The sequence below is a fragment of the Njordella calcicola genome (assembly GCF_056494125.1).
The window spans coordinates 1,555,952-1,582,431 of sequence record NZ_CM151396.1 but is presented as its reverse complement, the minus strand read 5'-3'; the positions used below and the strand labels follow the sequence as shown (position 1 = coordinate 1,582,431).

Genomic DNA, 26,480 nt, shown 5'->3' with positions numbered 1-26,480 from the left:
ATGGCAGGGCTATCAAGCCCTGCCGAAGTGACACTTGCATTGCACACTGAAAAGATATGCAATGCGGGTTCCAGTCAAGAAGAATAATAGGCTTACCGCAAAGCTGCCTTCGCATTTCGCACCAAGTTGCTTTGATTGAGCAACTCAAGATAATCGGCTGCGATGTTCAGCACTTCGCGATTATAGTATTCATCTTGGAAAACTTTGTTCTTGGGGACATCCGCATCGGTCAGTTGCTTTTCTTCTTCCTTCTCCAAATCAAACTCTGCACGACGTGCCAAAAAGTCAGACTCTTTCAAGGAACGATACTTCTCGTCCTTCTGAGCTTTGTAGATTTCGACTTTCTTCAGCAGTTTTTCGAAGTCCGTCGACTCCAAAACGCGAGCGGAAGAACGTTGTTGCAGTTCCATGCGAATGGCAGGATTTACCATGCGATAATCCATGTGTGGTTGCGGCGGTACTTGATCAACCGGCAAAGCGTAATCGAGATCAGCTTCCGAGATATCCGCAAACGCTAAGATCGAAGGCAACACGACATCGGCCGCAACTCCATCGCGCTGAGTACTCTTGCCGTCCGGCAGATAGAACTGCTGAATGGTAACCTTCAGGGCTCCCAAAGATTTCTTCGCTCCAGCACCCAATATTGGCTGATTTACATCGACCAGTGTTTGCACAGTGCCTTTGCCATGAGTCTGTGGATCGCCGACCACAATCCCACGATTGTAATCCTTAATTGCCCCAGCAAAAATCTCGCTGGCGCTGGCACTCATCTTGTCAGTCTTCACAATCAACGGACCATCCCAAGCGACGCCAGGCTTATTCTCGTCCATATAAGGAGTGATCCGGCCGTCAGAATCTTTCACCTGCACTACCGGGCCTTTGTCGATAAAGAGACCGGTACAATCGATGGCTTCTGTCAGCGAACCGCCACCGTTTTTGGCAAGATCTAACACCACAACGTCAATAGACTGCTGTTTGAACTCGTTCAGGATGCGCTCCACATCCGCCGTCGTAGATCGGTAATCACTGTTGCCGCGACGCACAGCTTCCATGTCGAGATAGAAACTTGGCAGATTGATATAGCCCACACGGATCTTCGCTCCGGAAGGCGCAGTGTGTTCTACGATTTCCGAACGAGCCGCACTGTCCTCTAGTTGGATTTTAGCGCGCGTGATTTCTATGATCTTGGTTTCGCTGCCAATCTTTGGTCTTACGGTCAATCGGACTTTGGTCCCTGCCGTACCGCGAATGAGAGAAACAACGTCATCTAGCTTCATGTCAACGACATCGACGTTCTCTGCAGAATTCTCCTGCCCCACAGCGACAATCTGATCGCCAATCTTCAAGCGTCCATCTTTGTCGGCAGCACCGCCTGGTACTAAGCCCCGGATGGTAACTACCCCGTCTTCGGGAGACAACGTCGCTCCAATCCCTTCTAACTTCAATCCCATCATGATGGTGAAGTTATCTTGGGCACGAGGCGCCATGTACGAAGTGTGCGGATCAAAAGAACTGGTGAAAGACGACAAAAAGAGTTCCAGCAACTCATACACGTCTTCTTGATTGCGATAGCTTTCTACACTGCGGTAACGGCGATGCAACTTCTCGCGGATCTCTTCGTCGGTTTTCTTGTCTGCACGCAACGCAAGAAACTCAAACTTGATTCGCTTGCGCCAACGATCTCGCATTTCTTCGTCAGTGCTGGCGTATTGAAGCACTTTGGGTTCGACAATGATCTCTTCATTCTTCTCAAAGTCGAATACGCCGTCGATCAACTCATGAGCCATCGGCATCCGTTGGCTGACGCGTTCTAGCAGCCGCTTGTAAACCATATAAGCGAAAGAGATATCGCCGCGAGAGATCTCATCATCCAAGGTCGTGATGTGTCGTGAGAAATCTTGGTAGTCCGCGGCCGTAAAGTACAATTTATACGGATCAAGCGCCTTCAAAAATTGCTCGAACGTTCGACGCGAAATTTCATCGTCTAATTTTCGCTTGCTGAGGTGATTTCGCTGCAGCAACCCTCGAACCGTATGCGTAATTAAGCGATCTTCGGCACGCGGCCCTTGCGATTCACTTACACGAGGAAGGCTATCTGCCAACGTCACACTTGGGCTCGCAAACCCACTCGCAACTAGTGCCAATAATGCCCAACGGAACTTCTGTTTCATCTGGCCAGCCATCAAGTGAACCTTTCTCTGTGTTTCTTTAATATCGTGGTGCTTCACCGCCACACGGCAGAGCCCCTCCTCCTGGTCTACTCAGCTTAATCATCGAATGGTTGACATGGAGTCCTGGAAACTTTTTGGTTCTCGATAACTCAAAACCTTCCACCATTCAATTAACTAAGTTGGCTCCGTTCTGCGACGAAGGACGTCAATCGTTCTTGCAAAGTCGAACTTTGGATAACCTATGGTACGGATTCTGAAAAGCCGCAGCAACACGATTATCGTAGCAATACGTAAATGGGAATCGATTCGTTCAAGTCGCCAGAGCCCTCCCCATCCCAGTTTTCGCCATTTTCCCGGCTATTGCACCACATTGCAGGCTGGATTTTGGCTAGTTTTCCAAACCAACGGTTTTCAACCACCCCCGCAACTGCGTCTCTAGCTCAGGCTCGGTACCAGGATTCGTGATGAAATCGGTTGCACCTGCACGCTTCTCATCCAAGGACATTTGCGAGCGTTCTCGTTTTTCCAGCTCGCCCGCGGTCCAGCCGCGCGTCGCCGCATACCTCAGTCGCAATGCCAGAGGGGTATCGATAAACAGAATCCTGTCGCACAGGTTACGCCAGCCGCCTTCCAAAAGTAAAGGCACGTCCAAAATCAACCATCTGCCTGGGGCTTCTTGTCTGGCCGCCTTCATCTCCACCATCGCCTTCTCGCGAACCAGCGGATGCACAATCGCATTCAACCGCAGGCGATTCTGCTGGGAGGCTTCGGTTTCCGCAAACACCATCTCCGCTAGCGCAGAACGATTCAATGCTCCGACCGGGCTTACGATGGCTTCTCCAAATTCCGCTCGCAAACGATCAAGCACGTGCCCCTCGGCCATCACCTCACGGGCAATTCGGTCTGCATCAATCACCACGCCGTCGGTTAGCGCGGCAAGCTTCCTGCCGACATAGCTTTTGCCCGCCGCAATGCCGCCGATCAGACCGACGATCACCGCACTTGCCCATTCATGGTGGCAATGTACTCGCGGACAACTCCCTCACGATAGCCGTTCATTTGATTCAGTCTCGTTGTCCACGCTTGAAGGGCCTGTGGCGTCGCCGGCCGACCGCTCAATACCTGAATCATCTGCCCAATAAAAGCACTAGGATTATTTCCCGCTCGATCATAAAAGCTGGCATGCGATAACAATCGAATTCGCATCTCTTCCAAACTGTTTCCTTCGCTCAAAAAGCGAGTCCAACCGCTCCGTTCTTCATTGTTTGGCGATCGACCTAAAACGGTCTGAAAGATCCGCTCCATATCATTGACATAGCTTGCCTGGACCACTTGTCCATTATTGCTGGTGCCGTTACGAGCCATCCACTGCGCATAGTTTTCCAACGTCAATATCTGCGTGGGCAAGGTTCTATTGAGCAATCGATTGATATCGACATCCTGAACCGTCACAAATTGAATCGCACCACGTGCGTCATCCACTTGCGCTACAAATTGATAGAGATCCGTAGCCACGACCGATTTGGGATCAACCATCATTTTGATATTGATCGGTCCACTTCCTGAGATTGTCCCCGCCCAACGAGCTCCTATGACCTCATACTGCGGGCGGCTTCGGTTTCGCAAAGTGACCGTCAAGTACGACGTGGGCAAAGCGACTCGGTCGGCAAGCCGCACCGTGATATCCAAGTTGAGCGTAGTTTGCTCCATCTCAATACTCACGTTTCGCAACTTGCCAGTAATACCATCCGCGATCAACGCAATCACGCGCCCATTGACCGCCGTGTTGCTTGCTTGCAACCCCACATCCACATAGCCGTTGGATGGCGTATTCCCAACCTGCTGTCCGTTGATCGAAACAATCAAGTCATCTTTTTTCAGTCCGGCTCGTGCCGCTGGCGAATTAGATTCAACGCCTGTTACCAGCGTCCCCACATCAAGGTCCTGCTTGAAGACACCCAGACGCCAATTTTGGATCCCCGCACTGCTGGTTGCAAATTGAGTATTGTTGCCAAAACTCGATCCAGCCACCGCCCCCGAACCGGTCGAGGTCTGTGGACTCCACGCCCGAGGTAAGGCTTGATTCTGCCAGTCTTGCAACACGCCGCTGGTATTGAATTGAGCTTGAAGCGATACAGGCAGCAATACAAGCAGCACAGCGGCCTGAATGGGAGATCGAACTGCTTGTGAAACAAGGCGGATAAGTGAAAAGATACTCATGATGTTGAATTCGCAGAAGGTTGTTTCGTAAATCCGTTTTAGCGTACTGGTAGGCACTCGAACACTGTCGGCTCGGGATGCGTGCAATTCGCCTCCCAAGCCTTCTTTCAACTTGGAACTAATTATCTCAACTGAGACTTGGAGAAGCTAGCCATTTGCTGAGCGATAAAGTTCGGGTTGACAGGAAAAAAGCCCGCTCGCAAGACTTCCTCCTGCCCTTGGCGGCTTAGTACATAGTTCAATATCTCGCGTCGCAAGCCGTTATCGTGATCCAACAAACTCTTGTCAAAGACCAAGATCAGCGGCCGAACCAACGGGTAGTCACCAGCCATGAAGGATTCTTCCGAGGGAACGACGTTCTTGCCATTGAGCGTGAGGGCTATCGGACGCACCCCAGTGGCATCGTGAATGCCACCAATCGCGAGTGCCGCCGGGTCGTTGGCAACTTCCTGCAACATCTCGCCCTGCGAACGATGCATGGCAGCAAACGGCGCGGCAGGCTGTCCGTTCAATATCGTCATTTCAATGAAGTTGCGACTTGAGTTCTGATCGCCCCGACCATGAATGCGGACTGGCTTCTGAGCGAGTGGGCCAGAAACTCCGACCTGCCCCCAGACCGCCGGTCGCTCGGCTTTTGCAAACAAGCTTTGCACTTGCGCTGGAGTCAAGGCTTGCAAAGGATTATCTTTGTGGACCAAAATCGCAATGGGCTCAAGCGCTACGACGATCACGGCAGGGTCTTTACATTTGCCCTGACGCAAAGCCTCAATCTCCTCAGCGGTAATCATGCGGCCGACCCCCGCAATGGCCGTCGGGTCATTCTTCAGGTCTTCCAACGCCGAATCCGCACCGGAAGTGCCACGCGTAAATTCGACCCCGGGATGAAACTGCCGAAAGCGGGTGGCCCACTCCTGGCCAAGCTCCTGCATGGTCGACGATCCCGACAAAACCGCTTTCCCACTGACTCCAGCTTGTGGATGGTACGGCGCTACACAGTCAAGCATCATCGAAAGCTGTTTTGCGGCGTTGGCGTTAGCGTCCAAGTCATTGTCAGCGACGGCTTGTGACAATCCAACTGTTGTCCACACGGTTAAACCTAACAGCCCACTTACCAAAGTGGTAACGGTTCGTTTCATAAAATGGTACTTCATCAGAACGTTTGCTTTCCGCTGGAGGAATAAAATGGCTCAATCAACTAGTTAGCACTACTTGATTCCACTTTAGAGTTATCTTTTTTTGGTGCACTCGCTTTCGGCGATCCATGCACAATCGATTCAATCTTGATCGCCTTGCGACCTTTGAGGCTGCCTGCACTGGCTTGGAATTTCACCACGTCGGCTATCTCAACATCCAACATGGTATTTACGTCGTGGTCCGTGGAGATAATGTCACCGACTTGCAACTCGAAAAGATCAGCAGTGGATATCGTCGATCTTGCAAGCGTAACGGTTAACCCAACCACCGACTCATCTAAGCGACGTGTCAGATTCTCAATACTGTTCTTGTCGGCCTTGGTCGACGTGTAGCCAACCCAAGAGTTGTTCGTTAGTTTTGTACCAACACGCTCGATAGTATTGAACGGGATGCACAGATTGGTCATGCCACGCACGGTGCCCATCGTCAGTTCGAAACTGATCATGATGACCACTTCGTTAGGAGGTACGATTTGTACCAATTGCGGATTCGATTCAACGCGTTCAACTTCTAAATCAAGCTCGATGACATTTCGCCATGCATGTTCCAGTTCACGCAAAAAGGTGGTCGTAATGCGACTGGCTAGTCGTAACTCAATTTCAGAAAGAGGACGCTTTATTGAAGCTTCTGGCTTTACGGCCCCCCCCAACATGCGGTCGATGATTGGGTACAGCAGGGAAGGGGAGAAGTCGAGAATCCAATTGCCTTCCAACGGCTTGGGCTTGAGCAAGTTGTAACACGTTGGCACTTCTAACGAGTAGATAAACTCGCTGTAGGTCAACTGATCAACGCTGATCAGTCGTACTTCGGTCATGGTGCGTAAGACCGCCGACAAAGCCGCTCCGAAACTGCGAGCGAGCGTTTCATGCAACGACTGCATGGCCCGCATCTGGTCTTTGCCGATGCGTTCGGGTCGCTTGAAGTCATACGCCAAGATACGAACTCGAGGCTCCGGCCGCGACGTCGGTGCCGCACGTGGCGCAGCACCAATGCCGCTGGATTGCAGCAAGCTTTCGACATCCTCACGGCTTAATACGTCGTCCGACATCCCTTGGACTTTTTGAATCAAGTTGAACTGAAAGAAAACAACCTGGGCGTTGTCACTTAGTTTAGCGGGGAAGGGGTCGGCGAAGTCAAGCTCGGTTTGCCTATTTTTCCCAGTTCCTCGACGATCCAAGCTTTGCAAGCTTTTCTTCAGAATTAGCTCGGCAGCGAACTGACCGGCAAAGCTCCCTCCCGAAAACGCTGAAAATCTGTTAACTTTCAGCCTACGAAATCGCGGCCATGCCGCATGACCTCTTTTTACAACGAGAACTGACCGCATAAAAATGTCTGAACGCAGCATCCTTGACGAACTTCAGTGGCGTGGCCTGATCCGACAAAGCACGGACGAAGCAGGCATCCAATCTTTGCTTGCCAAACCTGCTTCCATCTACGCGGGATTTGACCCAACCGCTGAATCCCTGCACGTTGGGCATCTACTGCCGATGATGCTGCTCAAACGGTTCCAAGAATTTGGCCACAAACCGATCTGCCTAATCGGTGGCGCTACAGGCATGGTGGGCGATCCGAGCGGTAAATCGGCCGAAAGGAATCTACTGGATCGCGATACGCTGCTGGGGAATGTCGCGGCCATCAAGGAACAAGCCAAACGGTTCCTTGATTTTGATGGGCCAAACGCGGCGATCTTGGTGAATAACTTTGACTGGATGGAGCACTTCAGCTTTCTGGATTTCCTGCGCGATGTCGGCAAGAACTTCCCCGTCAACGTGATGCTGGGCAAGGACAGCGTCAAAAGCCGCATCGAACGCGACGACGGCGGTATCAGCTACACGGAGTTCAGCTACATGCTGCTTCAAGCCTACGACTTTGTGTATCTGGCAAAACACCATGAATGCCGACTCCAGATAGGCGGCAGCGATCAATGGGGCAATATAACGGCTGGCATCGACTTGGGACGCCGCATGTTGGGACAACAACTATATGGCATGACTTGTCCACTGCTGGTCAACAGCGAAGGTCAAAAGATGGGCAAGACCGAACGCGGGGCCGTTTGGCTGGACGCCGATCGCACAAGTCCCTACGAGTTCTATCAGTACTTCATCAATGTCGCCGATAGCGACGTCTTCAACGTGCTCAAATTGCTGTCGGATGTATCCCACGATGAATACATGGATCTAGAGTCGTTGCCGTCCGAACGCGCTCACGAACGAATTGCACAGAAGCGACTTGCCGAGTCACTAACCAAACTAGTTCACGGTGAAGAAGGATTAGCATCGGCCAAGAAGGCCAGTGAAATTCTATTTGGTGGAGAGATCAGTGCGATCAGCCAGCGAGAGCTGAGCGCCATTTTCCACGATGTTCCAAATGTGAGTTTGCCAGCCAGCAGTCTGAGCGACGGGGCTGCGGCACTTTTGGATGTCTTGGCATCGAGTGGCTTGTGCAAGTCGAAAAGCGAATCGCGTCGAGCGATCGAGGCTGGCAGTATCTACATCAACAATCGCCGTGAAAGCTCAACAGACCGTGTGTTGACCGAGTCAGACCAAGTCGCCGGCAACGCGGTCGTGCTCCGCAATGGCAAGAAACGCTATGCCATCGTCCGCTTCGACGGCTAAGTGCTTATTTAACGCTAAGTCGCAAAGCTTGCAGACTGCCAGCCTGCTTGATATCCAAATAGCTGGCAATGGAATCCGATGCCCGGGAACTCTGGTGTAGCGAGAAACCCACCCACCCAGCGGGCGAGCCAGCGGGATTTGGATCGCGCTGCTGTGCAACCATCGTTGCGAAACTGGGCCTTGCGCCCGGTCTTCGCCATGGAATTGTTGCGCAAAGAGCGACCGAATTTCTTATGGCAGGAGAATCAGGGCAAAAGAATAGATTCCAAGACCATTCTAATGCCCCCATTCTCCTGCCCAGTCTTCGCAATGAGATTGGTGCCCTACGAATTTAGCGCACCAATCCTATTGCGACACGTTGGGGCAAGCCCAACGGTCGCTCAGAACTCGCGATCTCAGAACAATGTGCCTTGGTCTTCTGTCTTTCAAATGCTCCCGGCTTGTCCGGGAGAGGTTCCGTTTCTTGACAGAGAGCGATGTTGAGAAGCGAGAGAGTGGCCTTAGTTGGATGTCGCCTTTTGGTAGTTCAGTAAACGACCCTTCAATTTCCAACGAATCGAAGGACACGGCGAATCACCGGGTGCCACGAAGTGCGGTGGTCTTATTCGAAGTCTCGCTCAATTCGTTGGACAATCTAGCGGCATCTCAAACTCTGACTCCTGACACCTTTCTTAAGCTCGATATCAACGAGTCTGTTGACCGCGCTGCTATTCATTGTATATCCAGGCCGGCGGATTCGCGACTCTTCTTTCGCAATTTCAGTCGGCCACAGAAACAAAGTGCCTTACTGGTTTAAAGCTTCGAGATGTGCTTTTGTAAAGATTCGGATTTCTGTCATGTCGGGATCATGACCAATTACACCATAGCAGAAAAATTGGCTGTCCTGCTGCATGAATGCGATTGACGGAGAGCAAGGTACACCAATCGCTTCTTCAACATCGCTTAACTTGTGAAGAGAAATCAGACAAGCTTCAGGCTTAGTATCGGCAATGTGATCGGTTGATGAATAACCATACACCAGCTCGTCACCATTTAGCTCAGATGGCACAACTAACTCAAATCCAGATTCCATTAAAGCATCGAAATTCGTGCTCGATTTCAACATAGGGAACCCAACAAGTGAGAACTGCTGATGTAAATCGATGCTATTTTGCAGGTCAAACGCGGAATCAAATAGCACAGTCCTTGCAACCCCATGGTGCTCTACCAGAACAATGGAATCATGTTGAACCAACGGTAGGGTAGCTGACGAAACTAGTAGAATCACGTTATCGTCGGATCGTACTAGGCAAGCGGGAATTGAATATCGCTTGCCATTATTGGACTGAAAGTCACCAACTAGTCTTGTGTATTCCTTTCCACGAAAGATCCGCGTCGATAGATCGTCAGTCCCTAGCGGTTGCCACTGATCAACGAAAGATTGAGTATTTCCGAGATTTGTGATCTGATGTAGAGCTATTGACGGCATTCGAGGCAGGGCCCTCGCAGGCGGCAAGGTGTGTACTACCCAATCTTGCAAATCAAGAAGTGCGTCGACATCCAAGAAAATGTCACCATCTTTGAATGGAATGTGTTGAATGGTAATGCCAGCGAGTGTCGGTTTCTGCTGTGGATCTAATGCATTGGATTGATAAACCCAGCATAACGACGGAGCCATGTATGATGGTGGGAACAGCACGCCGTATGGCATAGGTGCATACACCGGTTGATTATATGAGATGTGACGATTGGCAGCTAAATGTGTTTTGTGGATCACTGGACTCGTAGTTGATGATATTGATCGGCAATAAATGCTCACTTCGGTTCCAATGGATAAACGGGGGAGTTCTGCTAACCGGACTGCGCTCTTGCAAATTATATCTCGAAGCAGATCCGGTATTTGGTTCTCAGTGAAGCGGTACGCCTTTATCCAGGGCCCAAATACTGCGATAGTTTTGCAGCTTGACTCACTTAACCAGCTTGCATCAGCAAACTCGCCCTTGCTTATGTTCAAACAAAAGTCATGCCCTTCCATTGATACGGCTAACTCGGTCAGTAGTATAAAATCTCCAACCGAATCCTCCAGCACTACCGCAGGAAAAAGATGTCGGCATTCTCTGTCAGTCTTTGCGGCTAACTGGACGGAGCTAGCTTGTAATACGTCTTCTGGCGGCGCTTCAGACTTTGAATCTGAAGTGCAAAGCATGGCACTCATAACAAACAATGGCAAAATTAGCATTGCCTTGATTCGTTCGCCACAAGCAATCTGCAACAATCGGAGTTCAGTCATATTTACCGTTTCCAAAAACTTGACGGGGTTCATTTGCAGCGGACACCTTGGCACCGCTATGAAACGCGAACGTTTAATTCTAGCAGATGCAGAACCCTTTCGCCGAAATTCCTGTTACTGCCAAGAGTCGTTTCTAAATTAGTGCATTGAGATCGCTTAACCACTATTGGCGACGATCGAAAAGGTTGCGTAGGTGGAAGCTAAGGCTTCGCTAAACAATAAGTGTCCGGATTAGGGTTGATTCCGATGATTAAAATTTGCGATGATTTCGGGTATGCCGGATGCACAAGTCATAACATGGATCGCACAGAAGTATACCGCAATTGAAGCGGATTTGGATGAACGCGCCCGTCGTCGATGGGCAGCCGCAGAAGCGCGATCCTTGGGTTGGGGAGGAATCTCTGCTGTTGCTGCGGCAACGGGGGTTTCGGAACGCACTATTCGTCGCGGCATTCTCGAACTCGATGATCCCAACGCAGCATCCTCCAACAGACAAAGACAACCGGGGGCCGGTCGTAAATCTCGGGAGGTTGAACAGCCGAAACTTAAAAAGGCTTTGGATCGACTCGTTTCATCCGGCACTCGCGGCGATCCGATGTCCCCTCTTCGGTGGACATGCAAAAGCACCAAGTCCCTTGCCGTTGAATTGCAGCGGCAAGGATTTCAGGTCAGCAGTGTGAAGGTAGGCCAACTGCTCAAGGCGGCTGGCTACAGCCTTCAGGCGAATCGTAAGACCATCGAAGGCAATCAACACCCAGATCGAAATGCGCAGTTTGAATTCATCTCAAAGCGAATAGTCCTACTTCAGAAGAAGCATCAGCCAACCATTTCGGTTGACACGAAAAAGAAAGAAGTCTTGGGAAACCTGAAAAACGCAGGGAAAACGTACCGACGCCGAAAAGATCCGATCAAAGTCGAGACGCACGACTTTCCCGATAAGGAATTGGGCAAGGCAGTCCCGTATGGCGTGTATGATATTGGGCGAAATGAAGCAGGCGTGACGATTGGTATTAGCAGCGATACAGCCGAGTTTGCCGTATCGGCAATCAGTAGATGGTGGAAACGGCTGGGTTCCAAAAGCTACCCGAAAGCCATGCGGGTACTAATCACAGCCGATAGTGGCGGGAGTAATAGCCCGCGCACACGACTTTGGCGAACCGAGTTACAAAAATTGGCCAATGCTACTGGGCTGATCATCGAAGTTTGCCACTATCCTCCCGGCACAAGCAAGTGGAACAAAATTGAACACAAACTGTTTTGCCACATAACCCGCAATTGGCAGGGAGTTCCTCTTGAAACTCTAGAGGTTGTTGTAAGCCTCATTGGCAACACACGTACGACCACCGGCCTAGAGGTGCATGCATGGATAGATGGAAAGACCTACGAGAAAGCTCGAAAGGTTACCGACGAGGAGCTCGCAGAAGTTATAATTCATCGGAATAAATTCCATGGAGAATGGAATTACGAAATACACCCGGCAAAATAAATAATTACGGACAGTAATTGTTTAGCAAGGCCTAACGAGAACTTGTCGGTAACGATTACTTCCCCCAATTTCGGCTTGAAATACCGGGCTATACTAGAATGAAAGCTTCCTGGAACGACTTACGGTCAAATCTATCTCGGAATCTTGGCGTTTCGGAAAGAAGACGCTTTAGAGGAGACGTCAATGAAAAAGAGAATTCTGATCTGCTTCGGTTTAATAGCATTCTTTCTGGTAGGGCTGGTTGCAGTCCGCTTCGTGCAACACGAGCTTAAGCTTTTCCACGATCACTACAGAAAATACGACTGCGGCGTTAACGTGCGATCGATTCAAGCAGCGTTGCGATCATATCATAGCGAGTTCGGTGTTTTTCCGCCTGTCTATTCAACAGACGAGCATGGGCATCGGCTGCATAGCTGGCGTACATTGATATTACCCTATCATCCTGAAGCTTCGATTTTTGCGCAATACGTAGACTTTTCATCTAGTTGGAACAGCGACTCCAACGCACACGTGAGATCTCTTCCGCTAGACTACTACTCCTGTGATGACCACAACCCCATTGGATCTTCGTATAGCCTAGCGATACATGATGAACCACATCTGCTTGATCAGTTCGATCGACGTGGTGGTCAAGTTGAACCATCGACAACCCGCGTGCTGGTGATTGCATATGACTCTGGGGGAGTCAGCCACTGGATGGAACCGAAGGACCCAAATTTCAATCAGACGACGGCACTTTTCTACTTACTGGACGACGGCACAATCGTGCGCCAAAATCCCAAGGGAAAGGGAGTATCCCAAAATGAGAGATAGGGTTTGCAGAAGATTTTTGCCGATACTCCCGCTAGGGCCAAGAAACGTTTCCTAATGAGTTCCTCGCTATCGTCTGACCGCTATTGGCAACGGCGGCCGAAAGTATTTCACTGCGGCAGGCTTACTTCACCCTAACCCTGAAACCGAAGGCGAACCATTGCCTAGATTAATGAAACCCTTTCTTAATAATCGTTTAGAAATTGAACGACGTAGAAGCATTGTCTTCCAAGTACGGGTGAGGACCCGAGGATGACTGGTTTTGAATCAGAATTCAACCGCACCACGACCGAGAGGTTGCTTCTCGGGCTGGTCTCTTGATTGTCAACAACAGAATTTTCGCTAGGGGTCACCTGTACGAACAACTGCACATCGAACTCATCGGACCTCACGGATCCTACGCGTTTTATGACACTACCGCGCATTTCGAAATCAAATGATAACTGAGCCCTTCCTTTGACTTCAAACTCTGGCGAAGAGCTGGCTGCGGTTGCTCCCAATTCACAGCGAGTCATCAACTGGCCAGCGATGACCAGATCTTTATAGCCCAGTGCCCCCAGTCGTCCGATCGCCGCGTTCAGGGTTTCATCAGATCCAAATAAAGCGTCTCCTGAACCAATATCTTTGGGCGCCAACCATGTAAGTCGAACCATCGTTTTGCGATCAACGACCTCGATACTTTCGTCAATTTGTGATCGTATTTGACCCATCATTTCTACAAATTGCTTAGCCTTCTCCTGCGATGGTGACCTGATAATCATTATCCCTAACTCTTCCATAAACTCCAAGTCAACCTGTGAAGTCCTTGCCAAGTCTTCGGCTAACTTCCTAGTGTCTCCGCGAATATTCTCAACTTGAATGACAGATGTCACTGGATTACTATCCAGCACATTCAGCAATGTAGCGACGCTTTCGATTGTCGACACTGAGCCCATTACGATGAGCTGATTAGTACGCAAGTCTGCCGAGACGGCGAATCCGTTGTGATTTCCGTACAGATCAGAAACTGTACTTAATACGTCCTTTGCGTCAGCGTAGGCTAGCGAAAAAATGCGTAACTCAAGCTTTGGCTTTTCCACTTGAGCAGGTACCGCCGTGGGCGACTGTTGAGCCCAGGAGCATTCTTGGTTGCATAGCAACAAAAGAATCACCAAAACAGAAGTGCTAAGACAGATCTGACGCATAATAGTTCTCCAGGTAAAGGTTTATAGTCCTGCTAATTACGGTGAATGGGAAGCACCCAATAGAGTTCGAACGGCTCGCCTATATCGGGGTGTTTAGCCACAAGATAGTCACCCTCGGCGCGAACAGTCGGAACGGCTCTCAATGTATTCAGTTCAACCGAGGCTTTGATTGACACAACACCAGCCCCTCTATTCTGTGCAACAGCCGAAGATTGTTTTGCTGTGAACAATTTGCCGTTGTCTTCGAACTGCTGTCTCGCAACGTACGTGACCAAAATAAGCAAAGAAACGGCAACCGCACCCAGGCCAAATTTTTGGTGGCGTTTCGTAACCTGAATATGCGTATAATGCGAACGCGGCTGTTGGACGGCTAGCGAATGAACCGTTTCCTGCATACGAGTCAGCCATGCTTCGCGCACGTCGATCGAAGAGTATGACTGGCAAAGCCGACGATCCCATTGCTGTAACTCTTCAAGCGATTTTTGACATTCTTCGCATGTAGACACATGCAAGGCAAAGTGTTGATGCTTGATCGGATCGAGTAAACCATCGTAAAGCGCTTCGATCTCTTTAGTTGTAAGACACGTCTTCATGATTGATTCTCCTTTCTAAACATCTTCCTCATTGCCGCCTTCGCCACCGATAAATTGGACTTAACTGCATCGGTATTAATGCCGAGCACGTCGGAAATTTCCCGATGCGACAACTCTTCACACACGGCCAAGGTCAAAACCATCCTCTGGCGTTCGGGCAATCGCATCATCGCTTGTCGAGTCTGTTCAACTTGCTCACGCAGATCGAAAATTGCTGCTGGGTCGGGTTCGACCGCTCCGGCGTAGTATTCTAGTACCTTCGTTCCCCAATCCTGTTTTATCGTCTCGAGTCTGTTCTTCCTCCGACAATGGTCGTGCCAGACATTCATCCCAACCCGAAACAACCAAACTCGAAGTGCAGTGGAATGCTCCAATTGCGCCAGGTTTTTCATAGCCCGTAGAACCGTTTCCTGTGCCAAGTCTTCTGCTAAATGTCTTTCGCCGCACAAGTGATATAGATATCGGTAGAGGCTTGGAAGTTGTTCGACGAGCTGGTCGCGCACTTTGCCTCCCAAAGCCTACTTAAACGTTATCCACACTAGACTGTCAAATCTTATCGCGTTTGCTTTTTTGCAATGTAAAGAGAAAGACGTATGGCAAGCAAAATGGTAAAAAGCAATTCTCGAATATTGTTCTACTTGATGATCCCAGATTGAGAAGGGCGGTGCCGCTAGTGGAATCTGCCCGGTGTAGGTATACATATTCCCAGGAAATACAGGGCGGCTCGCGCGCCGCTTCTAACTTGAATAGCATTAGGCTCGCGCCGTCCCGCTACTGTTTCCAGCCGGCGATTGAACGGTATCAACTTTAATCGTGTGTGGGAATCGCTCTCGCTGCTGGCGGGTAACTTGGGTACAGTGAAACGTTAGGATGGTCCGTTAAAGTAATACTTTATCAATTACGCCCCAAAACTTTGTGTTCCGTCTATGACCAGCTTTCAACGTTTGCTGATTTTCGGTTTGGCCTTGATCTGTGGCTCCATCGGCAAGCTGATATCGAACGAAAACGCGTCCGCACAGGAAAACACGCCACTTCCAGCTCAACAAGCAGCCATCGTTGTGATTCCAGCAGGCTGGGAGTCCGCGGTCGAAGACTGGGCTCAGTATCGAACGTCCCAAGGCTTTGACGTGACTGTGGTCGCCGCAAAAGAGTCCGCGGATGCCACCCGCACCCTTCTGCAACAGACCGCTCGCCAAAAACATTGGACCGAACCATTCATCTTGCTCGCGGCCGATGCGATTCCGATCGACCAACTGCATCTGCTGGAAGCCGGCGAGCCTTATATTCCCACTTTCTACCTACCTTCCCAAGCGGTCGTCAAATTTGGTGGCGAAGCAGAAATTGCAACGGATTACCCTTACGCAGATTTAGACTTCGACGGAATTCCAGAATGCGCCGTCGGACGACTACCCGCTACGTCTGCAGCTCAACTGCGTGAGATGTTGAACCGCTCGATTGCCTATGAACAAGATGCCATTCGAGGCGATTGGCAGTACGAAATGAATATGGTGGCCGGCGTAGGTGGCTTTTCTTTGATTGCAGATATGGCTATCAGCAGTTTTGCTAAAGCGCTTTTGACGAAATCTCTTCCAGCCGAATATCAACTGCTGATGACCCATGCCAGTTCCTCTAGTCCGTACTTTCCACCGCCAAATCGCTTTCGAGACACCGTCATCCATCAGTTGAATCGAAACGGCATGCTATGGGTTTACATTGGGCATGGGAACGTCCAGCACCTGGACCAAGTCCAGTACAATGACCGCTACTATCCCATCCTTTCTCATACTGACGTGAATCAATTAGCTAGTACCCATTCGGGAAGCTTAGCTTTCTTGTTGGCCTGCTACAGTGGAGCGATGGATGCACCGCAACCTTGTTTAGCCGAACAAATGATTCGTCAACCGCAAGGTCCGATCGCGTCGATCGCTGCATCACGAGTCTCTATGCCCTATGGTATGAGCGTGCTGGCCAAAGAGATGTTGTACGAAGCTTTCGACTTGCGGACTTCAACGCTAGGCGAAATCTTGCGAAATGCAAAACGAACAACGGCCGCCTTCGCCACCGAGAAGACGCACGGCAACGGCGATGCGTTGGACAGCATGATGTTGTCGATGGCCAGTGCTCTCAGCCCAGCAGATCATAATCTGGCTCAAGAGCGAGAAGAGCACTTGTGGCTGATGAATTTGCTCGGCGATCCAACACTGCGTTTGCCGCAAAGCCAATCTTTGCGGTTTGAAGTAGAACAAGACACACTTGCCCGGCAAATAGAAATCGTTGGCGATGCGGACTTTCCTGGCGAAGTAGTCGTTCAGATACAGTACGAACGGGGCCGAATCCCAAGGGCTGCGCTAGACCTCATCAGTCTGGAATCCCGAGCAAAAAAAGAAAATCGCGAAGTTTCCGAAGCAGAATCTCTGTTGCGATACCAAGCAGCCAACCAGATTGTTGTTGCGGAAATAAACAAAGCGGTGACGGCAGGACCATTTGCGGTTAAGCTAGATCTGCCGGAGCACGCTTCGGGCAATTTTGTCATACGTTGCACTTTGTGTAACCGCTCACAATCGGCCGTAGGTACTACGTCGCTGAAAGTCGCTCGCTAATCGATTCGACACCAGCTCGCCTTGAAACGTCCGCGGCCTATGACGATGCTTACTTCATTGGTTACTGAGTCGTATTCATGGATTACGTGGAACTCCATTGCAAAAGCAATTTCTCGTTCCTCGAAGGCGCATCGCACGCAGACGAACTGGTCGACCGCGCGGCAGCGCTGGGATACCGTGGTATCGCTGTCACCGATCGAAACTCATTAGCCGGAATTGTTCGAGCTCATACCGCAGCCAAAGACGCGAACCTACCTTTAGTGGTCGGCAGTGAGCTTCATTTTGTCGACGGCCCCCCCCTGGTCGTTTGGCCTCAAAATCGCGCCGCGTATGGCAGGCTATGCCGCTTACTGACGCAAGGACGTGCTCGAGCAGCGAAAGGCCAATGTCTGCTCTATTGGCGCGATATCGCTCCGCTGGCTATGGACATGCACGCAGGCATCTTACTGCAACAACCGCCAGCAGAAAATGCAACCAAAGCAGATCTAGCGCAAGGCGAATGGTATGGCGAAGAAAAATTCTCCATTCGTCGCGCACTACCGCCAGCTCACTTCGATCCGAAGGAAGATGAGACTTGGCTGGCATGGTTAAAACACTTCCGCGAGATCTTTGGGACGTCGGCTTCCCTGATGACGACCCTGCATCTAGGCGTAGATGATCACGCTTATTTGGCCCGCTGCCAATGGCTGAGCGAACGAGCCAACGTTCCGCTGGTCGCTTCCGGCAACGTGCACTATCACATCGCCGAACGAATGATTCTGCATGATGTGCTGGCTGCCATTCGCAATCGTACAACGGTGGCTGAGATTGCCAAACTGCGGCCGTGCAATGCGTCGTTTCATCTTCAATCGATAGCCGCCATTGAAAAAGCATTCAGCAAGTATCCAAAGGCTATTGAGCGAACGATTGCGATCGCTGACGCTTGTACATTCTCATTGGATGAACTTCGTTACGAGTACCCCACCGAATGGGCTCCTGATGGCATGAAGCCAATCAATTTTCTCAAGCAAATCACTTGGGAGGGTGCGAAGAAGCGATACCCCAAAGGGGTACCCGATAAAGTCCTCGCTATGTTGCGGCACGAGTTTGAGTTGATCGAAGACTTGCATTATGAAGCGTACTTTTTGACGGTATGGGACCTAGTTCGTTTTGCTCGCGAGCGTGGTATTTTGTGTCAAGGGCGCGGGTCGGCGGCCAATAGCGCCGTCTGCTATTGCTTGGGTGTGACCAGCGTTGATCCCAATGAGCTTGATTTGCTATTTGAACGCTTTATCAGCCGTGAGCGCAACGAAGCGCCGGACATCGATGTCGATTTTGAACACCAACGTCGCGAAGAGGTCTTACAGTACATCTACGAAAAGTATGGACGCCAGCGTGCAGGTATGACGGCGGCCATTGTGACCTATCGCACGCGCTCGGCGGCTCGAGAATGTGGGAAGGCGTTAGGTATTTCACTGGACCGTATCGACGCACTTTCCAAAATCCTTGACGGACGATCAAGCGACGAGTCGATGGCGGAAAAGTTCTTGCATGTAGGGATCGATCCCACCAGCGAGGTTGGCCAACGATATTTGTATGCCATCCAGAACTTGATCGGCTTTCCACGGCATTTATCGCAACATGTCGGCGGGATGGTGATGACACAAGGACCTCTGTGCGAGCTTTGTCCAATCGAGAATGCTTCGATGGATGGACGGACGGTGATTCAATGGGATAAAGACGACCTTGATACGCTGGGAATTTTGAAAGTCGATTGCTTGGCTTTGGGCATGCTCTCGGCGATCCATCGTTGCTTTGATTTCCTGAGTTCGCATTACAAGAAGCAGGTCACTCTCAGTTCCATTCCGCATGGCGACAATGATGTCTACGACATGATTTGTCGAGCGGACACGTTGGGTATTTTTCAAATCGAGAGCCGAGCTCAAATGAGCATGCTACCTCGCCTACGCCCTCGATGTTATTACGATCTAGTCATCGAAGTGGCGATTGTTCGGCCAGGTCCTATTCAAGGCCAGATGGTGCATCCTTATCTCAAGGCTCGCGAGACGGGCATTCAGCCAACTTACCCAACGCAGGAGATTCAACAGACGCTAGCCAAGACGTTAGGCGTCCCGATCTTTCAAGAGCAAGCGATGAAGCTGGCCGTTGTGGCCGCCGGCTTTACCCCAGGCGAAGCCGATCAGCTTCGTCGGGCGATGGCGGCGTGGCGGCGGCCTGGTGTTATCGATCGCTTTCATCGTAAATTGATCGATGGCATGCTGGAGCGCGGACTATCGCGAGAGTTCGCCGAGCAAACGTTTACTCAGATTCGTGGCTTTGGTGAGTACGGTTTTCCCGAATCGCATGCAGCTAGCTTTGCACTGCTAGTGTATGTCTCTTGTTGGCTCAAGCACCATTATCCGGATGTGTTTTGCGCTGCGATGCTTAATAGCCAACCACTGGGATTCTATGCGCCTGCACAGTTGATTCAGGACGCTCAGCGCCATGGTGTGGATGTTCGACCGGTTGATATCAACTTCAGTGATTGGGACTGCACGTTGGAGCCGGCTGGACGCCAGTGGCAACGCAAACCAGGGGGACGCTTAGATGTCCCGCAGTACGCGCTGCGGCTTGGCTTGCGGATGGTCCGAGGACTTTCACAAGAGGACGCTCAAACTATCGTTCGACATCGAAACACAGCGGGTGCTTTCCAAGATATCAGTGATTTGGTGAAACGCACTCGTTGTACGCAAGCCATCATCACCACCTTGGCCGATGCAAGTGCTTTGGATGGCATCGCTGGCCATCGTCGCGCGGCATTTTGGCAAGCGCTGGCCCAAGAAAAATCAGGTCAAACGCCGCCACTGATCGAGGCAGCCGATAACGACGAAGCGTTGCCGGTCGAGCTTGGTGCCATGCCTCGCTTGGAAGAGGTTTATGTCGACTACAATACGCTGGGCGTTTCGCTGAAGGGGCATCCGATCCAGTTCTTGCGGCCGGAACTTTCAAAGCTTCGAGTGCGTACGGCTTCCGAGTTGCAAACGCTACGCCATGGACAGTTCGTCCGAGTAGCGGGGATCGTCCTGCTGCGTCAGCGGCCGAGTACCGCCAAGGGTATCACCTTTGTTACGCTGGAGGATGAAACCGGATCGATCAATCTGGTTTTTCATACCGAAACCTGGAAGCGACATTATGTTATTTGTCGTAGCTCGAATGCCTGGATCATTCATGGCGTATTAGAAAACCGTAACAACGTGGTGCATGTGGTGGTTGGTCGCGTAGAAGATTTGACCGATCGTATGCAAGGGCTCATGACCCGCTCGCGTGACTTTCAGTAGACCACCGCCCCCTGGTAATCTTCGTTGCTCAATGTGTTACAATCTCGCAACCATGCAACCAATCCCATTGGAAGGCAGTGCGACGATCCTACCTACTTTGGCACAGCAAAGCGTCAACAGAGACTTTCCAACAAATCGGAACATCGGCGGTATACCTTGTCGGAACAAGTTACAACTACGAACGAAACCCATTGGATCGCATGGCTAGGATTTCTGGCGGGCCCGCTTGCATGTGTGGCTTGCATTGCATTGCTGGCAGGGGATTCGCCTCAGGGCTTACCAACATCCACGGAAATGCTGACTGACGCTCCAACAGACATCCAACTGTCGTGGGCTGGTCGCGCAACGTTGGGAGTCATGATGTGGATGGGGATCTGGTGGCTGACGGAAGCCGTCGAAATTAGCGTGACCGCGTTGCTGCCTATCGTGCTGTTCCCCTTACTGCAAGCCACCAGTGTCGAGGCGGCTTGTTCTGCCTATGCTGACCCGCTCATTTTCTTGTACTTTGGTGGCTTCATCATCGCACTTTCGATGGAAAAATGGGGGCTTGGAAAACGTATTGCTTTGCTGACCTTACGAACCATGGGGACTAGCGCCAATGGTATGGTGGCGGGCTTCATGATCGTGACGGCGGTCCTCAGTGCGTTTGTTTCTAACACGGCCACAACCGCGATGATGCTACCGATTGCAATCAGCGTCATTGGGCTTATCCATCGCGAAACGCAACAGAATGACAACCCTGAGTATTCTCAAGCGACTCAGACCCCATGGCACAATTTCGGAGCTTGCCTGCTGCTGGCAATTGCCTATTCCGCTTCCATTGGCGGCGTCGCGACGATCATTGGCACGCCTACGAACACATTTCTAGTCGGATTTTTAAGCAAGAATATCAGTGAGCCTTATCGTATTGATTTTTCATTTGCCAGTTGGTTGCCTATTGGCGCGACCTTCGTTGCGGTGTTTCTGCCGATTATGTATTTCGTGTTCACGCGTTTCTTGTTTCCGTCCAAAGGTTTGAAGCTCGTTGGGGGAAAACAATTGATCGCCAGAGAACTAGTAACGCTTGGTCCCGTACAGCGCGGCGAGTGGATCACGTTGAGTGTGTTTTTTGCCACCGTGCTGTTGTGGTTACTGCGTCCACTGATTACGCCGCTCGTAATTCAGTGGAATGGGCAAGCGATTCGACCTTTCGCTCAATTAACAGACCCTTGGATCGCGATGTTGGGTGCCATTGCGTTGTTCTTGCTTCCCGTCCAATGGACTGAGCGGAAATTCACGATGGACTGGAAGACTGCACAGAAAATGCCGTGGGGAATTCTGCTCCTATTTGGGGGGGGGCTAAGTTTAGCGGACGCCGTGCAAAGCAATGGAGTAGCGGAATTCATCGGACTGCAAGCCCTGAGTCTTGGGCGGGTGCCACCGATTGTTTTAGTGCTGGTAGTGAGCTCTTTGATTGTGTTCCTGACCGAACTGACCTCAAATGCCGCGACCACGGCATCGCTGGTACCTGTCCTGGCTGCCGTCGCTCCAGCCGTCGGTGTTCATCCTTACCTGTTACTCATTCCTGCAACCGTAGGATCAAGCTGCGCGTTCATGCTGCCTGTAGCAACGCCGCCCAATGCGATCGTATTTGGAAGCGGATTGATCACTGTTCGGCAGATGATCCGAGCAGGCTTTGTCTTGAATTTGATCTCAATAGTTTTGGTCACCTTGCTTGCATTTTGCGTCGTCAAACCATGGTTTAACATCTAATGCGACGCTAGGGCGAGCGGCAGATGAAAACATATCCGATGCAGTGGAATTCGCCAGGATTCTCGAAGTAGAAATGGAATTCGGGCGAATCCCACTAGGGCAAGATAATTGCTGCCGCTCGCCTACACGCTCCATTATCGAATCAGCAAAGATGCATACTCGGGCTGCTTGTTCCAGTGCATCTGTCGTTACGGAGTTGGCTGAGGCCCGCGGTAAACGTTGGCAGCGTTGCGATTGGGATCACCGTATTCTTTGACCAACGTTGCTTGCAACTGATCCGGCAATTCCGGTCGAGACTGTCGCGGATTGATGACGAGATAGTCATAGGGGATTCCAGCGGCTTGGAAAAATCGCTGATCATTAAGACCTAGCGTTGTATCTCTGCCAGCCAAGTAAAAATCAAACACGTAGCTGCGATCCACAAGGTACTTTGCATCTTGAGGAAGTTCCGACAACAGTTGTTGCACTAACACTCGACTATTGAATCGAGCGTCATTCCAGTGCGTGAGGATTTGCCACCATGCTCGAATACCACTTCCCGAAACAAATAACAAAATGACTCCGGTCGTTAAAACGTACGTTGCCATTTGCCGCACATGCAAAATTTTGATCTGTTTGAGAATGTCAGCCATAGCTCGGACAACGACCAGTGTGATAAAGATCGCTGGATAGCACCAATAGCCCATTGATGGGTGTTTGCCTTGTAACGCCACCAGCAAATAGATTGAGGACCAAGCCCAAAACAGCTCGCCGCGCCAAACAAGCTTGCCGCGAAATGCAAGCAACGTCCCCACCAGCAAACCGGCGATGCTAAACAGCATTTGAGGCCAATGCGTACGCTGGTTCAAGAAGAAGACATGATACTGCAGCGGCTCCCAAAACAGAACAAAGCGTTGCACCAGGCCAGCCTGCGTCCGGCTGAGCACGTTGTTGCTGAACTGAGTCACGAAAAGTTCTGGATCTCGAACAATCAATAATCCCCAAGGTGAAACGGCCAGCAAAGCAATACACGTCAGTCCACTCGCATTTGCCAAGCGTGATCGAAGCGATATACGTCGTTGCAGTAGAATCCAGATTCCGCACTGCAAACAAAAGACGATTGCAAAGGGATGCGTCAGCAGACCAAGTCCGCAAGCAATACCACTGGCAACCAACCAACGCCGCTGACTATTCTCAGACCATTTCAAAATGCTCAGTACACTGATCGCCCCCAACATGGTACACAGCATATCCGGTCGAACTGTGGTCGCAGGAAAGTAAAAAACTCGAGAGACTGAGTAGACGGCTGCCGTGACTAGTGCAACGCGAGAATTCTCAGTAAAGAGCTTACTCATCCAATAAACCAAGATGATCGTGATTGCGCCAGCGACCATCGATGCAAGTCGCCCGGTTGCGTAACCGCCTGGAAAGATCCCAAAGAAAACCGCTTCCCAATAGAAGAATGCTGGGGGCATTCCAAACAGTATCTCGTCTCCCCGATAGAAAACGCCCGCAGGATCGCGATCAGGTGCGTAGGGAATTCTTGGAATGCCCTCATGTAGCACGGTCCACCCAGGCACCGTAAACCAATCTTCGTCAACTTCCCCATTACTGCTGATCGCCAGTGGAACGCGTATCAGAAAAAAGACCGCAACAATGGCCGCAACAAACCCTGCATTAGCCCAACGCCGGTTGAACAAGAAGCTTTTGATCGATAAACGGTTCGAATCTGACATGCTGCCGCAACTGCACTTCCCAGGCGACTGGTTCGTTGTACCGCCGCCAGGCGGAATGGTTTTACAGTTTAGCAGGCACTGCCGCATGATGGCGGCACTACAAACACTTATTCAGGGATTTCATCGCTTGCGGCGCGGTACCGAAATGGCTCGCTGAGCACCATTGCTTTGATAACCGATCGCATTTCGTAACCAGTGGCTCGCGACGACTCTAGTACCGCGTTGATGCTGCATGAATCTTGGCGAACCAAGCCTCTTCCTAAACCAAACGTCAATAACTTACTGACAAAGTGCTTGGCAAATTTTTCTTCGTCGGTCAACAGCAAGGTTAGCAATTCTCCCGAGCCGCGAAACTCTCGGCCGTCGGCCAATTGGCCAGCGGAATCGATCGGAACCTTGCCGTCTTGTTCACGAAACTGGCCGACCGCGTTGAAGTTTTCTAAGCCTAAGCCAATGGGATCCATCACTTTGTGGCAGGATGCGCAACTTGGATTCGCGCGATGCAATTCCAACTGCTCCCTTAACGAAAGTTCTCCTTTACCTTCCGCTGACTGTTCAAGCGATGGAACTCCCGGCGGAGCTGCCGGTGGTGGATCGCCAATGATGTTTTCAAGCACCCATTTACCGCGTTTGACCGGCGAGGTCCGCGTCGGGTTGCTGGTTAAAGTCAATATCGAAGCGTGGGTCAGAATGCCTTTGCGGTTGCCGTCTAATTCCACTTTGACGAAACGATCTTCTTGCTCGTACGCTCCGCTGCGTTCAGCACCACCGCCACGTCGGCGACCGCCACGATAAAGATCGCGGGGAACCTGTCCTTCGAAGGAAACGCCGTACAACTCAGCAAGCCTAGGGTTCACAAAGGAATAATTTGCGGACAGCAAATCGATCAGTTTTCCGTTCCGTAAGACATCAGCGCAGAACATCGTAGTTTCTTGCAACATCGCATCCGAAAGTTTAGGGTTGTACATAGGGAAGCGATCTTGATCGACTTGCAGTACCTTCAGATTTCGCAATCCCAACCATTGTCCGAAGAACTGTTGGACCAGCCCTGTCTCGGCACGCGGGTCATTCAACATGCGATCCACTTGCTGGTTCAGTACTTCCGGTTTCGACAAAGACCCGTCGGCGGCCAATTGCAAAAGCTCTTGATCGGGAATCGAAGACCATAGGAAAAACGACAGTCGGCTAGCTAAGTCGTAAGCGTCAACATGTTGAACATTAGCTGGAAAACGAGAATCCTCAACGGGCTGGCCGCTGTTGACTTCGAGACGAAAGAAAAATTCTGGTGATACCAAGGCGACTTCGATTGCTTCTCGAACCGCAGTCTCGAAGGAACGCCCGTCGTTCACGGCTGTCTCAACAGCTTGCACCATCAAGCGGATCGAATCAGAACTTGGCGGACGACGATATGCTTTTAACAAAAAGTTTTCAGCGATCTTGGTTGCCGCTTCATTTACCGAGATTCCGTCATCGGGATGCGCGACGACAATAGCGCGATGTTCCTTTGGGTAACGGGGCTGACCGTCGACTGGCCCACGAACCGAGACACTTTCAATGCGAATTTGCCGCCGCGTACCTCCTTCGCCACCGATCTTTTCATTATCTAGAAAGTGTATCGAAATCGTATGTTCGCCTTCGCTTAAATCCCGTGTCCAACGAAAGGTCTCACGCTTTGGTGGCACTTCGAATTGTTCTACCACTTCGCCATCGATAAGTAATTGCGCATCAACGGAAAACTTTTGCTCGAATCCAAACTCCATCCGAGCGTTGATGTCGTATTGACCAGCCGCACAATCAAAAACGGCATCGAAGGAGGTGCCCCTTTCGATGCTTGTACCGCTTTTTTGCTGACGGCGCAAACTATCACGGTTGGTGACAATGATCTTTTCCGCGACATAGTTCGCGGCCGCAAAAAACTTTTCCAATGCCAACGGGCTGACCGTCAGCACTTCGCCTTGATTGTCAAAGCCATTGCCAACTTCATCGGTGACAAATCCGATTACTCGACTAGGCTGCAAATCAACGCCAGTTAAATCTCTTACCGCGTGATCATATTCAACAGCATTCAGTCGGCGCACGGTGATAGGTGCCGGTGTGTAGCACTCATTGCAATCGACGTAGTGCAGTGCATCTTGAATAAACTGAGTCGCAACGCTGCGTTCTTCTTCGGACGGCAGCGTAGAGCTATCGGGCGGAGGCATCGCACCAATCTTAATCAGCCCCCGGACCTGCTCCCAGACCGATGTAGAGCTTCTCAGTTCATCCAGCGTTTTGTAACGCTCCAAATCAACTCCCGCTTCCGCTTCGTCACCGCTGTGGCAATCGAAACAGTATTTTTCCAATAAAGGTCGGACGCTGCGTTCCAAGTCTTCTTGAAGGACGGTGTCGTTAATCGGACGAACCACCGCGGTTTCGTCTTGAGCCGAAACGGTCAAGCATGGAAGAAAGATTGCGGTGGTAAGAAGCGAAGTAAGAATCTTTGTGGAACGAATATGCATGGCAATTTAATAATGCAAGGCGATGCTCTTACGTAGCCAAAACAACTACCGTGCGA

At 50.9% G+C, this 26,480-nt stretch carries 17 protein-coding genes; 6 read left to right on the top strand and 11 right to left on the bottom strand.

The annotated features are described in order from the left end of the window. Positions 1-92: 92 nt before the first annotated feature. The 5 genes from SH302x_RS05985 to fliM form a co-directional block, all read right to left on the bottom strand. On the bottom strand, positions 93-2,183 hold the full coding sequence (locus tag SH302x_RS05985; protein ID WP_479367818.1) for a carboxy terminal-processing peptidase: 2,091 nt from the start codon (positions 2,181-2,183) through the stop codon (positions 93-95). A gap of 376 nt (positions 2,184-2,559) precedes the next feature. Further along, positions 2,560-3,168, bottom strand: a complete 609-nt coding sequence (gene coaE / locus SH302x_RS05980) for a dephospho-CoA kinase (RefSeq protein WP_479367817.1) — start codon at positions 3,166-3,168, stop codon at positions 2,560-2,562. Next, the gene (locus SH302x_RS05975) at positions 3,165-4,391 is read right to left on the bottom strand and encodes a PDZ domain-containing protein (RefSeq protein ID WP_479367816.1); all 1,227 of its coding nucleotides are present in this window, start codon (positions 4,389-4,391) and stop codon (positions 3,165-3,167) included. The genes coaE and SH302x_RS05975 overlap by 4 nt, the downstream gene beginning before the upstream one ends. A 122-nt stretch (positions 4,392-4,513) precedes the next feature. Next, a complete protein-coding gene (locus tag SH302x_RS05970) occupies positions 4,514-5,527 on the bottom strand; it encodes a PstS family phosphate ABC transporter substrate-binding protein (protein WP_479367815.1) in 1,014 nt (337 codons plus the stop codon). 59 nt (positions 5,528-5,586) lie between these two features. After that, positions 5,587-6,633, bottom strand: coding sequence for a flagellar motor switch protein FliM (fliM, locus tag SH302x_RS05965; protein WP_479367814.1), 1,047 nt, complete (start codon positions 6,631-6,633; stop codon positions 5,587-5,589). A gap of 280 nt (positions 6,634-6,913) precedes the next feature. On the opposite strand from fliM, the gene tyrS reads away from it, so the two are divergent. Continuing rightward, positions 6,914-8,200, top strand: a complete 1,287-nt coding sequence (tyrS, locus tag SH302x_RS05960) for a tyrosine--tRNA ligase (protein ID WP_479367813.1) — start codon at positions 6,914-6,916, stop codon at positions 8,198-8,200. Between the two features lie 784 nt (positions 8,201-8,984). Here tyrS and SH302x_RS05955 read toward each other — a convergent pair. Next, positions 8,985-10,502: a hypothetical protein gene (locus SH302x_RS05955; RefSeq protein ID WP_479367812.1), complete on the bottom strand. Its 1,518-nt coding sequence runs from the start codon at positions 10,500-10,502 to the stop codon at positions 8,985-8,987. A 241-nt stretch (positions 10,503-10,743) separates the two neighbouring features. Here SH302x_RS05955 and SH302x_RS05950 point away from each other — a divergent pair, with 241 nt between their 5' ends. Then, complete coding sequence (locus SH302x_RS05950; protein ID WP_479369234.1) at positions 10,744-11,955, top strand: ISAzo13 family transposase; 1,212 nt, start codon at positions 10,744-10,746, stop codon at positions 11,953-11,955. A 183-nt stretch (positions 11,956-12,138) separates the two neighbouring features. Next, positions 12,139-12,768 (top strand): DUF1559 family PulG-like putative transporter, encoded by a 630-nt coding sequence (locus SH302x_RS05945; RefSeq protein WP_479367811.1) that lies wholly within the window; start codon positions 12,139-12,141, stop codon positions 12,766-12,768. A gap of 182 nt (positions 12,769-12,950) precedes the next feature. Here SH302x_RS05945 and SH302x_RS05940 read toward each other — a convergent pair whose 3' ends face one another. Genes SH302x_RS05940 through SH302x_RS05930 form a run of 3 tightly spaced genes read right to left on the bottom strand, consistent with a single transcriptional unit; the run spans position 12,951 to position 15,045 of the window. Further along, entirely contained in the window at positions 12,951-13,949 is a 999-nt protein-coding gene (locus tag SH302x_RS05940; RefSeq protein WP_479367810.1) for a secretin N-terminal domain-containing protein, read from the bottom strand. Positions 13,950-13,981: 32 nt separating this feature from the next. Further along, positions 13,982-14,542 (bottom strand): anti-sigma factor, encoded by a 561-nt coding sequence (locus SH302x_RS05935; RefSeq protein WP_479367809.1) that lies wholly within the window; start codon positions 14,540-14,542, stop codon positions 13,982-13,984. After that, positions 14,539-15,045 (bottom strand): RNA polymerase sigma factor, encoded by a 507-nt coding sequence (locus tag SH302x_RS05930; RefSeq protein WP_479367808.1) that lies wholly within the window; start codon positions 15,043-15,045, stop codon positions 14,539-14,541. Before SH302x_RS05930 ends, SH302x_RS05935 begins: the two co-directional genes overlap by 4 nt. Before the next feature lie 423 nt (positions 15,046-15,468). Between SH302x_RS05930 and SH302x_RS05925 the strand changes: the two genes are divergently transcribed. From SH302x_RS05925 to SH302x_RS05915, 3 genes are all read left to right on the top strand, one after another. Then, entirely contained in the window at positions 15,469-17,142 is a 1,674-nt protein-coding gene (locus SH302x_RS05925; RefSeq protein WP_479367807.1) for a C25 family cysteine peptidase, read from the top strand. Positions 17,143-17,219: 77 nt separating this feature from the next. After that, positions 17,220-20,459 (top strand): error-prone DNA polymerase, encoded by a 3,240-nt coding sequence (locus SH302x_RS05920; protein WP_479367806.1) that lies wholly within the window; start codon positions 17,220-17,222, stop codon positions 20,457-20,459. Between the two features lie 33 nt (positions 20,460-20,492). Further along, complete coding sequence (locus SH302x_RS05915) at positions 20,493-22,211, top strand: SLC13 family permease (protein WP_479369244.1); 1,719 nt, start codon at positions 20,493-20,495, stop codon at positions 22,209-22,211. A 188-nt stretch (positions 22,212-22,399) separates the two neighbouring features. Here the strand turns inward: SH302x_RS05915 and SH302x_RS05910 are convergent, their stop codons facing one another. Beyond that, complete coding sequence (locus SH302x_RS05910; protein WP_479367805.1) at positions 22,400-23,926, bottom strand: ArnT family glycosyltransferase; 1,527 nt, start codon at positions 23,924-23,926, stop codon at positions 22,400-22,402. A gap of 107 nt (positions 23,927-24,033) precedes the next feature. Continuing rightward, positions 24,034-26,424, bottom strand: a complete 2,391-nt coding sequence (locus SH302x_RS05905; RefSeq protein ID WP_479367804.1) for a DUF1592 domain-containing protein — start codon at positions 26,422-26,424, stop codon at positions 24,034-24,036. Positions 26,425-26,480: the final 56 nt, after the last annotated feature.

What these genes read in the sequence shown, in the direction of transcription:
- SH302x_RS05985 (WP_479367818.1), bottom strand. Translation starts at nt 2,183, where the DNA reads ATGGCTGGCCAGATGAAACAGAAGTTCCGTTGGGCATTATTGGCACTA.
- SH302x_RS05975 (WP_479367816.1), bottom strand. Translation starts at nt 4,391, where the DNA reads ATGAGTATCTTTTCACTTATCCGCCTTGTTTCACAAGCAGTTCGATCT.
- SH302x_RS05970 (WP_479367815.1), bottom strand. Translation starts at nt 5,527, where the DNA reads ATGAAACGAACCGTTACCACTTTGGTAAGTGGGCTGTTAGGTTTAACC.
- fliM (WP_479367814.1), bottom strand. Translation starts at nt 6,633, where the DNA reads ATGTCGGACGACGTATTAAGCCGTGAGGATGTCGAAAGCTTGCTGCAA.
- tyrS (WP_479367813.1), top strand. Translation starts at nt 6,914, where the DNA reads ATGTCTGAACGCAGCATCCTTGACGAACTTCAGTGGCGTGGCCTGATC.
- SH302x_RS05955 (WP_479367812.1), bottom strand. Translation starts at nt 10,502, where the DNA reads ATGAACCCCGTCAAGTTTTTGGAAACGGTAAATATGACTGAACTCCGA.
- SH302x_RS05950 (WP_479369234.1), top strand. Translation starts at nt 10,744, where the DNA reads ATGCCGGATGCACAAGTCATAACATGGATCGCACAGAAGTATACCGCA.
- SH302x_RS05945 (WP_479367811.1), top strand. Translation starts at nt 12,139, where the DNA reads ATGAAAAAGAGAATTCTGATCTGCTTCGGTTTAATAGCATTCTTTCTG.
- SH302x_RS05940 (WP_479367810.1), bottom strand. Translation starts at nt 13,949, where the DNA reads ATGCGTCAGATCTGTCTTAGCACTTCTGTTTTGGTGATTCTTTTGTTG.
- SH302x_RS05935 (WP_479367809.1), bottom strand. Translation starts at nt 14,542, where the DNA reads ATGAAGACGTGTCTTACAACTAAAGAGATCGAAGCGCTTTACGATGGT.
- SH302x_RS05925 (WP_479367807.1), top strand. Translation starts at nt 15,469, where the DNA reads ATGACCAGCTTTCAACGTTTGCTGATTTTCGGTTTGGCCTTGATCTGT.
- SH302x_RS05920 (WP_479367806.1), top strand. Translation starts at nt 17,220, where the DNA reads ATGGATTACGTGGAACTCCATTGCAAAAGCAATTTCTCGTTCCTCGAA.
- SH302x_RS05910 (WP_479367805.1), bottom strand. Translation starts at nt 23,926, where the DNA reads ATGTCAGATTCGAACCGTTTATCGATCAAAAGCTTCTTGTTCAACCGG.
- SH302x_RS05905 (WP_479367804.1), bottom strand. Translation starts at nt 26,424, where the DNA reads ATGCATATTCGTTCCACAAAGATTCTTACTTCGCTTCTTACCACCGCA.